This is a genomic window from Streptococcus oralis (assembly GCF_023109195.1).
Lineage (GTDB): Bacteria > Bacillota > Bacilli > Lactobacillales > Streptococcaceae > Streptococcus > Streptococcus oralis_BV.
Map to the genome: position 1 here is coordinate 695,144 of NZ_JALDUB010000001.1, position 12,942 is coordinate 708,085.

Consider the following 12,942-nt stretch of genomic DNA (forward strand, 5'->3'; position numbering starts at 1 on the left):
TAAAAAAGCGAGAATATTTTTTTTCTTTATGATAAAATAAAGTTAATATGAAAAAAATAATTTTATCTTTTATGACACTTTTAGTTTTTGGAACAGCTTCTACTGTTTCTGCTCAGGAGTTTGATGTTGCTGCTAAACATGCTATTGCTGTCGAGGCTACAACTGGAAAAATCCTCTATGAAAAAGATGCAAATCAGCCTGTAGAAATTGCTTCTATTACAAAACTAGTTACAGTTTATCTGGTCTATGAAGCTCTGGAACAAGGAACTATCAGCCTATCTACACCTGTTGATATTTCGGACTATCCTTACAAACTTACAACTAATTCTGAGGCGAGTAACGTCCCTATGGAAGCCCGAAATTATACTGTTGAACAGCTATTAGAGGCTACAATGGTATCCAGCGCGAACAGCGCTGCGATTGCACTAGCAGAAAAGATTGCTGGTTCTGAGAAAGACTTTGTAGACAAAATGAGGGCTAAACTTCTTGAATGGGGAATTCAAGATGCAACTATTGTAAACACAACTGGTTTAAATAATGAGACACTTGGCGATAATATCTATCCTGGTTCTAAAAAAGACGATGAAAACAAGTTGAGTGCCTACGACGTTGCAATCGTCGCTCGTAACCTCATCCGAGATTATCCTCAAGTTTTGGAAATCACCAAAAAACCAACTTCTACATTTGCAGGACTTGAAATCCACTCAACCAACTATATGTTGGAGGGAATGCCTGCCTATCGTGGTGGTATTGATGGACTAAAGACAGGTACTACTGATAAAGCTGGTGCTTCATTCGTTGGAACAACTGTTGAGAAAGGGATGCGTATTATTACGGTTGTTTTGAATGCAGATCAACAAGATACCAACCCTTATGCACGTTTTACTGCTACTTCTGCACTTTTAGATTATATTTCTGCAAACTTTGCCTTAAAAACTGTTGTTCAGAAAGGTGAAGCATACAACGATAGTAAAGTAACAGTTCTTGATGGTAAGGAAGATAATGTGACAGCTGTCGCTAAGTCAGACATTTCCATCGTCCAACGCATCGGAAGCGGTACTACACCTACTCTCCAATTCACACCGAAATCAACATCAGAAATGGCTCCATTGGAAGAAGGCAAGGTTGTTGGTACTCTAACCTATGATGATCAGGATTTGGTCGGTCAGGGCTATCTCACTTCCGACAAACCATCTTTTGAAATGGTTTCTGAAAAGAAAGTAGAAAAAGCCTTCTTTTTGAAGGTTTGGTGGAACCAATTCATCCGCTTTATCAATGAAAAATTATAAAAAAATCGCGATTCTTCGCGATTTTTTCTTTATTTCATTTCTTTAAAAGCCGCTTCTGCATCAGCGTTGCTAATAGCACCAAATTGGATTTTTCCGATTTTACCTTGACTGTCAATCAAGTATTCTGTTGGAATACTACGAATTTGGTAGGCTTGGAAGGTAGTTGCTTGCGTATCATATAGAACTGGAATATCCTTGTAGCCTTGTTCTTGGTACCATTTTGGAAAGTCTTGAACTGTTTTTTCACCTTGGAGACCAGGTGCAATGACACTCAAGATTTCAAAGTCTCGATCTTGTTTGGCAGCTAGTTCCATCAACTCAGGCATGCTTTTTTTACATGGTCCACACCAAGAAGCCCAGAATTTCAAATAAACCTTTTTCCCTTTATAGTCTGATAACTTCACTTCTTTGCCATCCATAGACTGCAAGGTGAAGTCTGGAGCATCCTTACCGACTGCGATTTGTTGTACAGCAGGTTGTTTTGGACTGCTTGTCTGTTTGGTTTCTTTTTCACCACAAGCAATCAACAAAAATAGAGACATGAGGCTCAATCCAGCAAAAATAACTTTTTTCATATTTTTCTCCTTTTATCCAAGAATTCCTGACAAGGCATTTAACTGCCCTAGCATTAATAATAATCCCATCAAAATAATCAAAGCTCCCCCGATTTTTTTTAGTAGGATCATATGGGGTTTTAATTTACTAAAATAGGGCATGATCCAGCCCGAAGCCAAGGCCAAAACAATGAAAGGAAGGGCCATTCCCAATGTATATACTAATGTTAACACGGCTCCTTGCCAAGCACCATTGCCTCCTGAAGCTGCAAGAGCCAAGACCGAACTTAAAACCGGTCCGATACAAGGGGTCCAACCAAAACTAAAGGTTATCCCAAGTAAAAAGGCTGACAGATAGTGATTAGACTTGGATTGTTTGAAGGTGACTGTCTTTTGAATCTCCAGTTTATTGAAATGCAAGATTTCCATCTGGTGAAGCCCTAAAAGAATAATGACTATTCCCATAGCATAACGAAACCAGTCTGCATAGAGCATGTGCCCTAGGAATCCAGCTCCAAATCCTAAAATAAAGAAAATAAGGGAGATTCCTGCAATAAAGCACAAGGTTCGAATTAAACCAGACCATGCAACGTCTCTTCCAAAAAAGCGAAAGCTTTTCGAATTTCCCTGATCATCCAGTAAAATACCAGCATAGACAGGTAGCAAAGGAAAGATGCAGGGTGAAAAGAAGGACAGGATACCAGCTAAAAAAACGGATACTAGAAATATAATCGACTCCAACGAATTACCTACTTTCTCAAAATTCTAATCCTATTTTACTACAAAAGAATAAATTTGTAAGAAGTCTGCTACGCTTATTTATTTTGATAAAATTTGACACAAAAAAAGGAGCTAAGCTCCTTTTTTTAATACGTTCCTTCTTCACCTTGACTAGTCAAGATAACTGGACCGTCTTTGGTAATCACGAACTGGTGTTCATATTGGCAAGACAGGCCGCCATCTATAGTCTTATGAGCCCAGCCAGTCTTCATATCTGTATCAATTTCCCAGTCACCAGTATTGATCATGGGTTCAATAGTTAGTACCATTCCTTCACGGAGACGGAGTCCACGCCCTGCAATACCGTAGTTAGGAACCATTGGCTCCTCGTGCATAGTTGGACCAACACCATGACCAACCAAATCACGAACGACACCGTAACCGCGACTTTCAGCGTATTCTTGAATGGCTGCACCGATATCACCGATACGATTGCCAACAACTGCTTGCTCAATCCCTTTATACATAGCTTCCTTGGTCACGTCCATCAGGTTTTTCACTTCTTCAGACGGTGTACCAACCGCATAAGCCCAACATGAGTCAGCTAAACCACCAGTATAACTTTGGGTGTATTTTTTCATTTGCTCAACATTGTTGAAGTTGAGTTTAGATACATTGAGGTCGGATTTGGCAATCGGCCCCCCCAGTACCATGTCAACCTTGAGCAAATCGCCATCTTTCAAGATGTAATGACGTGGAAAAGCGTGAGCTACTTCGTCATTGAGAGAGCAACAAGTGGCATAGGGGTAATCCATGACAGCACCATCCACACCAATCTGTAAAGGAAGGAAATTCTCCTCTTTACAACGTCGACGAACGTACTCTTCAACTTCCCACATATCCACGCCTGGCTTAATCAAATCACGTAAGCCGATATGGATACTTGCTAGGAAATCACCAGCCTTGTCCATGGCTTCGATTTCACGTGCTGATTTTAAAGTTATCATTTTTTCTCCTAGATTCTAATTAATTTTAACCGTAACATTTGCTTTTGAAACAATCTGATGCCCATGATAAATATCATAATCAATAATAGCTGAGCGTCTCGTGTGGTGAATAATCCGAGCTTGAATCCGCAAAGTATCATCTATCTGCACAGCCTGCAAGAAATAAATCAACATCTGTTCAATGATGAGATTACGTCCGCTATTGACAACGAGGTCTTGGGTCATATGGTTGAGGATTTCAGCCAAGACTCCATTAGCAAGGACCCCATTTTTCTCCAGCATGAAGGGCTCAACAGTAATGACGACTTCATCATGATGATAAGAGAGTTTTTGCCCGATTTGCTCGGAGAAAGTTGGCAAAGCTGAAACCTGAGAACGGCTCATCTTTTCCATGACATCTCGTCGTGTTACGACACCGAGTAAAGTTTGGTTACTTCTGACAACGGGAACCATCTCAAAGTCTTCTGCAATCATTCGTTGACTGACATTGGCAATATTGGTCGCTAAACCTGTTACGAAGATACTTCGCGTCATCACCTTGTCAATCGTTGTGCTGGGGGATTTATCTCCTGCGTCACGCATAGTAACAACCCCGACAACCACTTGGTGTTGGTTAATGACCGGGAAACGACTACTTCTGTTCTTACGGACCAAGTCTAGATAGTCTTTGACTGTATCGGTTTCTCTTAAAAAACCATACTCATGACTGGGACGATAGAGCTTCTCAACTGTCAGAATATCGGTTTTGATTTGAACATTTGAGAGAGCTTTGTTAATCATGGTTGCGACTGTAAAAGTATCATGCTTACTTCTCAGAACTGGGATACCTTTTTTATTAGCCAACTCAAGAACATCGTCCTGCACATGAAAACCACCTGTCACAAGGACCGCATTTTCATTTTCCAAGGCTAAAAGTTGAATGCGAGTGCGGTCACCTACAATCAAAAGACCACCATCATGGAGATAAGAGAGGATATTCTGCTCAGTCATGGCTCCAATAGAAAATTTACTAAACTCTCTCTCTAACCCTTCCTGACCAGCTAGAACTTCAGAGGAGGTGACTTCAGCAATTTCAGCATAGGTTAGCCGCTCAATAGCCACTTTTTGGGACTTGACCCGTATAGTTCCACTACGTGGCCGAGTTTCAACGATACCACGATTTTCAGCTTCTTTAATAGCTCGGTAGGCTGTTCCGTCACTAACACCTAGGTGATTGGAAATACTGCGAACACTAACTCTCTTCCCAATTGGCAACTCTTCCAGATAGGACAAAATTTCCTGGTGTTTACTCATTGAATTCTCCTTTTATGTATCGAAATTCAAGATAGTCCCTCATTTTTCGTGTATAGCGATCGCTCCCCTTAAACTGTCGGACGAGGCTAAAGCCCGATTTTAAGGCTACTTTTTGACTAGCTTGATTTTCCAAATGAGTGATGATGGATAATTGTTTTAAACCAAATTCTTCAAATGAAAGCTGACATAGTTTGGTAACTACTTCTGTCATATAACCTTGTGACCAAGAATCCTTTTTTAAGAAATAACCAATTTCTGCTTCTTTTTTGATTTCATCGATTTTTTCAAATTTAATAGAGCCAATCATTTCCTGATTTCCTTGAAGACAAATTGCCCAAACACCCAGAGGATTCTTCATAAAATAGTTAGCAAGTGCGTACTGACTTTCTTCCAAATTTGCTTGACTGGGAAAAATAAACTGCAAATTCTCAGGGTTTGAAGCAATCTCGAAAAACGCTTGACTGTCACTAAAAAAGAAAGGACGCAAATACAAGCGCTCCGTTTCAAAAAAAGAAAACATTGCTAATTTGGTCCAAATATTCATAATCACCTCAACGGCTTAGTCTTCAACGAGTGTAATATCTGCTCCAAGACTACGCAATTTTTCAATAATATCTGAGTAGCCACGAAGGATAAACTCAATATTCGTAATTTCAGTCTGGCCTTGAGCCATCAAGCCAGCGATGACAAGTGCAGCACCAGCTCGCAAGTCTGTAGCTTTTACACTTGCCCCGTGTAAGTTACGACCACCGTTGTAAATAATGTGATCGTTTGTAGTCGTAATATCCGCATCCATTTTTGCTAACTCAAAGACATGATTGACACGTTTCTCATAAATCGTATCAATAATCGTTCCACGACCTTGCGCAGTTAGTAAAAGTGGCGTGATAGGCTGTTGCAAATCGGTTGCGAACCCTGGATAGGGTGCAGTTTTGATATTGATGGCCTTTAAACCAGACTGTTCTTCAACGAAGATACTGTCTTCTGAGACCGTCATACGAACGCCCATTTCCTCTAGTTTGGCGATAAAGCCTTCTAAATGTTCATAGAGAACGTTGTTAATGCGAATTCCTTTTCCTACCGCTGCAGCAAGTGAAATATAAGTTCCAGCTTCGATACGATCTGGAATTACTTGGTGACGAGTCCCATGTAGTTTCTCGACACCATCAATAATGATAATATCAGTCCCTGCACCACGAATATGGGCCCCCATGTTGTTCAAAAGGGTAGCAACATCGATAATTTCCGGTTCACGAGCCGCATTTTCAATGACAGTACGTCCCTTAGCTTTAACCGCAGCAATCATGGTGTTAATAGTTGCTCCAACGCTGACGGTATCCATGTAAATACTTGCGCCATGAAGCCCCTTACCTTGGGCAGATAAATTCATATTATCTCCCTCATAGCTGACCTTAGCACCCATGGCTTCAAAGGCTTTTAAGTGAAGGTCAATCGGACGAGGTCCCAGATCACATCCACCAGGAAGTCCAACTGTAGCTTCACCAAAGCGACCTAAAAGACTTCCGTAGAAATAATAAGAAGCACGCAAGCTATTAATTTTGCCATAAGGCATAGGAATGTTTTGAACACCTCTTGGATCAATCTCCAAGACATCGTCATAACGCTTAACAGATGCCCCCATGATTTCCATGATTTCGACAAGACTAGCAACGTCTGAAATATCTGGAACACAATCTAAAGTGACAATATCATCTGATAAGATAATAGCTGGAATAAGCGCTACAACACTATTTTTAGCACCACTAATGGTGATCTCACCTTGCAATGGACGTCCACCATTGATGACAATTTTTCTCATGTTTTACTCTTTCAAAATTTACTAAAAAGGTCTTTTCGTTCTATTATATCATAATTTTCAGTTTTTTCCCATTCCTATTTACTAAATACCATTCCATTTTGATAAAAAAAGACCTATCATTCAAGCTGTTCAGCTTGAAATGATAAGTCTTAATGTTAGATTAACGTACTGTACGGATACGCATTGTGTTTGTACGAACAGCTTCGCCAAGTGGTACACCTGCAACGATAACAATATCATCACCAGATTCTACCAAACCTTGCTCAACTGCAATTCTTTCAGCGAGATCAAACATATCATCAGTGTTTGATGGGCGATCAGTTGTTACTGGGATAACTCCCCAGTTAAGCATCAAACCACGCTGAGTCAATTCATCGAAAGTGATTGCCAAGATATCAGCATCTGGACGGTATTTAGAAATCAAACGAGCAGTGTGACCTGTCTTAGTAAGAGTAACCACCAACTTGATATTCATAGAGTTTGTCGCATCCTTAACAGCTGAAGCCATAACCTCAGTCTTAGAATTACGTGACAAGTTAACAGACGACAAGCGACCGTATTCTTTTAAAAGAGTTTGAGCGTTCTTGTCAATTGTAGCCATTGTTGTTACTGACTCAAGTGGGTATTTACCATTTGCAGACTCACCTGAAAGCATTGTAGCGTCGGTTCCGTCGATAACAGCGTTAAACACGTCTGATACTTCTGAACGCGTTGCACGTGGTTTTTCAGTCATAGTTTCAAGCATGTTTGTTGCTGTGATAGCGACTTTACCAGCTGCATTTACTTTTGTGATAATCATTTTTTGGTAAACTGGAACCATTTCGAATGGTACTTCAATACCCATGTCACCACGGGCAATCATGATACCATCAGCTACTTCAAGGATTTCATCCAAGTTATCGATACCTTGTTGGTTTTCGATTTTCGCAAACAATTGAACGTGACCATTACCAGTTTCTTCACAGATTGCACGAACTTCTTCAACGTCTTTTGCAGTACGTACAAATGAAATAGCGATGAAGTTGATACCTTGTTCCAAACCGAAACGGATATCATCGTTATCGCGTTCAGCAAGTGCTGGGAAAGGAATTTTAGTGTTTGGGATGTTTACACCTTTTTGCTTAGCAATGATACCGTCATTTTCAACGACTACTTCAAATTCACGAGTTGCATCGTCTTTTACGAAAACACGAAGACCCAATTTACCATCGTCAACCAAAACTTGGTGACCAACTTCAACATCATCGTAGATATCAAGGGCACCAGCAACGTTCAAAGCAATCACATCACGAGTTGATTTGATTCCTTGTTTAGTTGCAACACGGATTTTTTCACCAGTTTTGTAAGAGTACTCTTTTGCGTCACCTTCAAACAATTCTGTACGGATTTCAGGTCCTTTAGTATCAAGAAGGAAACCAACTTTTTTACCTGCAAGTTTTTCGGCAAGTTTAACAGTTGCCATACGCTCACCTTGTTCTTGGTGGTCACCGTGTGAGAAGTTGAAACGGAAAGTGTTTGCTCCTGCTTCAATCAGTTTAGCAATGTTTTTAGCTGAAGCTTCAACATCAAGTTTTTCACCCCAGTATCCGTCTTCACCGAATTTTTTACCACCACGGATTTCAACCGCAGGACCTAAAGTTGCAACGATTTTTACACGTTTGTTCATGATTTTTGTGACTCCTTTATATAATTCGACCTTTTATGGTCATGTTACCAAATTAATGAAAGTTGATTAGGACAAGCTCTTGTTCAAAGCAGAAAGTTCAAGATCAGCTTTATGAGGGTTGTTAACAATAATCTTACCTTCTGCAGTTAAGCTAAACAAAGCTCCTTCTTCTGCTGTACCAAGAATTGGATTTTCAACCATTTTTTCGTTACGGATACCAACAGCGACACCACCGATTCCTTGTTTAAGGAGTTTAACAGCGTGTGCCCCCATGCGTGATGCCAATACACGGTCACGCGCAGTTGGTGATCCACCACGTTGGATGTGACCAAGTTCTGTTACACGAAGGTCACTAGTGTCTCCTGCTTCTTTTAGTTTTTGACCAAATTCAGCTGCTGACATAACACCTTCTGCCAAAACGATAATGTTGTGTTTTTTACCGTGCTCATAACCAGCTTTGATACTAGCTACGATATCTTCCATCTTGAAGCCTTCTTCAGGGATGATAATTTCATCAGCACCAGTTGCGATACCAGCCCAAAGAGCGATATCACCAGCGTTACGTCCCATTACTTCAACAACGAAAGTACGACGGTGACTTGATGATGTATCACGAATCTTATCAATCGCATCCATTGCAGTCGTAACTGCAGTATCAAATCCGATTGTAAAGTCAGTACCTACGATATCGTTATCGATTGTACCTGGAAGTCCAATAGCAGGGAATCCATGCTCAGTCAAGCGCATAGCTCCATGATAAGAACCATCACCACCGATAACTACGACTCCTTCGATACCGTGTTTTTTCAATTGCTCAATCCCTTTAAGTTGGCCTTCAAGTTGTGCAAACTCAGGATAACGAGCAGAATGAAGGAAAGTACCACCACGAGAAATGATGTCTCCTACTGAAGCAGCATCAAGCGGATAAATTTCACCGGCAACCATACCTGCGTATCCATCATAGATACCAAAAACTTCCATTCCTTCTGAGATTGCTTGGCGAACTACTGCACGGATGGCAGCATTCATACCAGGGGCGTCTCCACCACTGGTCAAAACAGCAATACGTTTCATTTGGTTTATGCTCCTTTTTCTTTTAACATTCTTACTGATTATACCACATTTAAATCGAAAATTCTTCTATTTTCCGTATTTTTAGCGATAAATCGTTTTCATAGCAATTCCCTCTAATTTTTCCTCTAGAGCAGAATCTTTTCTTACATAATGTTGTGTAGAAACAACCGTTTTTCCTTCCTCTTCATACCTGATAATGACAGGGATTGGGCCTTTGTATTGTTCTAGGATATTTGAAATCTCTTTATCATTTTCATGATTTTTAACTTGAATCCAGAATCGTTCCGCCACTGCTTCTTTCAAATCTTGTGCAATCATTTGCAGACGACCATCTCGAGATTGAACTTTGCCATTGATGTAGTAAAATTTCCCTTCGGATAAATTGGAAGCAAATTTTCTATATTGGTCTGAAAATACAGTTACATCCATCCGAGACTTACTATCATGAACCTGTAGAAAAGCCATACTCTCGCCTTTCTTGGTTCGAATCACTTTAATCTTTTGCACTTCAACTAGGAGAGTGGCTTGAGCTCCCTCGGTTAGATTAGTGATTGGAGTGGTCGGATATAGGGCTTGTTTGGCAAGAGTTTGGAGAGGATGGGGACTGATACCTACCCCAATCAGTTCCTGCTCTTTGTAAAATTTCTCTGCCTCAGTAAAATCATCAGCTTCAGTCCAACTATAATTTGTATCCGCAAAGAGTCCACCCAACTCCTCAACAAAGACAAATAAGTTTGGTAGGTTCACTAAGATTTTCTGACGATTCTTGTCAAATTCATCAAAAAGCCCCAGTTCAACCAAAGGCGTTAGAAGCGACAGTTTCTTGTAATTCTTGGGAAGACGTGTGACGAAATCTTCAATGCTTGAGAAAGGACGATTTTCAATAATCCAGTAAGACAAATCTCTTGGCATTCCCTTAATGGCTTTTAGACCAAGATAGATTTTCTTATGAGCAATTTTATCATGATAGGGAACGCTGTTTATTGCTAAGGGAGCTACTTCAAAGCCCATCTGCAATGCATCTACAATGTAATCACTGCTAGAATAGTTCAACATAACTTGAAAGAAAATAGCAGGATAGTGTGTCTTGAAATAAGCTAGTTGGAATGCCAGTGCTGAGTAGGCATAAGCGTGGGATCGGTTAAATCCATAGCCTGCAAACTTTTCCATCACTGCAAAAACTTGGTTGGCCTTTTCTTCTGTATGCCCCAATTTCATAGCTCCTGTGATAAAATCTTCCTTCATCAGATGCATCTCTTTGGCATTTTTCTTACCCATGGCACGTCTGAGAATGTCGGCTTTACCAAGACTGAATCCTCCAAAGCGTTGAGCTACCTGCATGACCTGCTCTTGATAGAGCATAATACCGTAGGTTGATGAAAGGATGTCTTCTAAGACAGGGTCTAACACCGTCACCTTTTCTTTACCATGCTTACGAGCGACAAAATTATCAATATAATCACTTGCCCCCGGTCTATTGAGGGATGTCGTTGCTACTACCTCTTCAAAGACTTGCGGCTGAACTCGTTTCAAGAGTCGAATGGCTCCTGGTTGTTCAAATTGGAAAATACCTTTGGTATTTCCAGCTACAAAGAGGGCTAAAGTTTCACTGTCTTCCAGATCAATCTCTTCGATTTTTAGATGAACACCCTCTGACTCCGCAAGCAATTCCTGCATTTTTTGGACAAAAGTCAGGTTACGTAAACCGAGGAAATCCATTTTTAGAAGTCCATTGGCTTCAACACCATGAGCATCATACTGGGTGATGAGCATATCCTCACCATATTTTAGAGGAATATAGTCCGTCAAATCTTGGTCACTCATAACGACTCCTGCCGCATGGATAGAGGTCTGACGAGGATAACCTTCAATCTTTCGAGCAATCTCAAAAGCTTTTTGATATTCAATCTTGCTATTGATGACCTGTCTAAATTGCAAATTCTTTTCATAGGCCGTCGTTAGCGTATCTCGGAAACTGATTTTTTTCGTAATATTTGTTAATTCGTACTCTGGAACGCCATAGCGTTTGAAAACATCACGAATTGCCTGTTTTGCTCCAAAGGTCGAATAAGTGACAATCTGCGCCACGTGTTGACTGCCATAGCGATCACGAACATAACGAATGAACTCTGGTCTATAAAGGTCTGGAATGTCGATATCGATATCGGGCATGGTGTAACGCTCACGATTTAAAAAGCGCTCGAAAATCAGGTTCTTCTCAACTGGATCAATCCCTGTAATATCCAGTGAGTAGGCGACCAAACTACCTACAGCAGATCCACGCCCCATTCCCATATAGTAACCTTGGGAACGTCCAAAACGGAGCAAATCCCAAACTACAAGGAAATAGTCGTCAAAGCCCATATCATGAATCACAGCTAATTCTTCATTTAGTCGCTCATGATAAATAGCTGAGGTTAGCCCCTTGTCACTCAAACCTTTCTCAGCCCTCTCTCTAAGTTCTTCGACCGCTGGTCTTTCAGGATTAAAGCGAGGGAGTTTTAAACTTGGGTCGATTTGATAGCTAACATTTTCTATCAGACCTTGGAGATTGGCAAGAGCCTGAGGGAAGCGATTCATAAAACGTGCTTCCAGGTCTGAGGCAGGTAAAAAAATCCCCTGTTGTGAATGTAGATCCACTTCTCTCAGGCTGACATTTTCCTTGACTGCTGACAAAATTTGTAAAACCTGTAGGTCTTCTTTTTCAAAAGAGTTGACTTGATAGAGTGGAAGAATGGGTCTTATAAAGACTTCTTGAGGAGTATCTGGACTAACACCGATAAAATAATCAACCCCCAAATCCAACTGTTCGACCCCATTAAAATAGGGAACAATAATAGCAACATCTTCGAGGTGGGAGGTGAAGTCAGACCAATTTTTCCGTCCAGTCATTTTTAAAGTGGATAACTTCATCAACTCTTGATAACCTTTAGTGGATAGGGCTAGAAAACGTAGAGAGAGATTCTCCTCATCTTTGACCAAGGTCATTTCTAAACCAATTAAAGGTTGAATGCCATGCTTACGAGTTGCTTCTAGAAAATGATAGGCTCCATAGAGATTATCCACATCCATGATAGCAAGGTGAGAATAGCCGTATTCTTTAGCCATTTGTACATATTTTTCAATCGAAACCACACTTTCCATAAAACTATAAACAGTCTTGGTGTCGAGCTGTGCAATCATTTCTTCTCCTCCTTGCTTTCGTTTTACTACTATTATACCATTTTAAGCTGGATATTGAAGCAACTCTGCACTTTCTTTTCAATATCATCAGTTACAAACTTCTTCTCTTCTTACTGTTAAATTCTTCATTTTTCAAAGGAAGAAAATAAAAAATTAATATTATATAATAGTTTTAAATGTAAATTTAGATATATTTATACCAAACGAAGAATAATAAAGATAGGAGTTATATGCAGTTTTACATATAAAAATCTCTAGAAAAAGGCTTACTTCTATGGTATTTATTCAGCATTTTATAATAACTTACCAAATAGATATGCTGGTTTAAGAAATTTAT

At 40.1% G+C, this 12,942-nt stretch carries 10 protein-coding genes; 1 reads left to right on the forward strand and 9 read right to left on the reverse strand.

Features of this window, described 5'->3' with window-relative positions:
• Window positions 1–47 precede the first annotated feature (47 nt).
• On the forward strand, window positions 48–1,289 hold the full coding sequence (pbp3, locus tag M1F65_RS03380) for a D-alanyl-D-alanine carboxypeptidase PBP3 (RefSeq protein ID WP_084857341.1): 1,242 nt from the start codon (window positions 48–50) through the stop codon (window positions 1,287–1,289).
• A 29-nt stretch (window positions 1,290–1,318) separates the two neighbouring features.
• On the opposite strand, the gene sdbB is transcribed toward pbp3, so the two are convergent.
• The 9 genes from sdbB to M1F65_RS03425 all read right to left on the reverse strand — a co-directional run bounded on the left by sdbB (window position 1,319) and on the right by M1F65_RS03425 (window position 12,605).
• Window positions 1,319–1,864, reverse strand: coding sequence for a thiol-disulfide oxidoreductase-associated lipoprotein SdbB (gene sdbB, locus M1F65_RS03385; RefSeq protein ID WP_000755591.1), 546 nt, complete (start codon window positions 1,862–1,864; stop codon window positions 1,319–1,321).
• 12 nt (window positions 1,865–1,876) lie between these two features.
• A complete protein-coding gene (gene ccdA2 / locus M1F65_RS03390; protein ID WP_000443810.1) occupies window positions 1,877–2,584 on the reverse strand; it encodes a thiol-disulfide oxidoreductase-associated membrane protein CcdA2 in 708 nt (235 codons plus the stop codon).
• A gap of 125 nt (window positions 2,585–2,709) precedes the next feature.
• Window positions 2,710–3,570 (reverse strand): methionyl aminopeptidase, encoded by an 861-nt coding sequence (locus tag M1F65_RS03395; RefSeq protein WP_000631558.1) that lies wholly within the window; start codon window positions 3,568–3,570, stop codon window positions 2,710–2,712.
• A gap of 15 nt (window positions 3,571–3,585) precedes the next feature.
• Window positions 3,586–4,863, reverse strand: a complete 1,278-nt coding sequence (spxR, locus tag M1F65_RS03400; protein WP_000033809.1) for a CBS-HotDog domain-containing transcription factor SpxR — start codon at window positions 4,861–4,863, stop codon at window positions 3,586–3,588.
• Window positions 4,856–5,407 carry a GNAT family N-acetyltransferase gene (locus M1F65_RS03405; protein ID WP_001028741.1) on the reverse strand — a complete coding sequence of 184 codons (552 nt, stop codon included), beginning with the start codon at window positions 5,405–5,407 and terminating at the stop codon, window positions 4,856–4,858. Before M1F65_RS03405 ends, spxR begins: the two co-directional genes overlap by 8 nt.
• Window positions 5,408–5,422: 15 nt before the next feature.
• Window positions 5,423–6,682: a UDP-N-acetylglucosamine 1-carboxyvinyltransferase gene (gene murA / locus M1F65_RS03410; RefSeq protein ID WP_001227102.1), complete on the reverse strand. Its 1,260-nt coding sequence runs from the start codon at window positions 6,680–6,682 to the stop codon at window positions 5,423–5,425.
• A 160-nt stretch (window positions 6,683–6,842) separates the two neighbouring features.
• Window positions 6,843–8,348, reverse strand: coding sequence for a pyruvate kinase (pyk, locus tag M1F65_RS03415; RefSeq protein WP_084881344.1), 1,506 nt, complete (start codon window positions 8,346–8,348; stop codon window positions 6,843–6,845).
• A gap of 66 nt (window positions 8,349–8,414) precedes the next feature.
• Window positions 8,415–9,422 carry a 6-phosphofructokinase gene (gene pfkA, locus M1F65_RS03420; protein WP_000820882.1) on the reverse strand — a complete coding sequence of 336 codons (1,008 nt, stop codon included), beginning with the start codon at window positions 9,420–9,422 and terminating at the stop codon, window positions 8,415–8,417.
• Window positions 9,423–9,503: 81 nt separating this feature from the next.
• Entirely contained in the window at window positions 9,504–12,605 is a 3,102-nt protein-coding gene (locus tag M1F65_RS03425; RefSeq protein ID WP_096753597.1) for a DNA polymerase III subunit alpha, read from the reverse strand.
• Window positions 12,606–12,942: the final 337 nt, after the last annotated feature.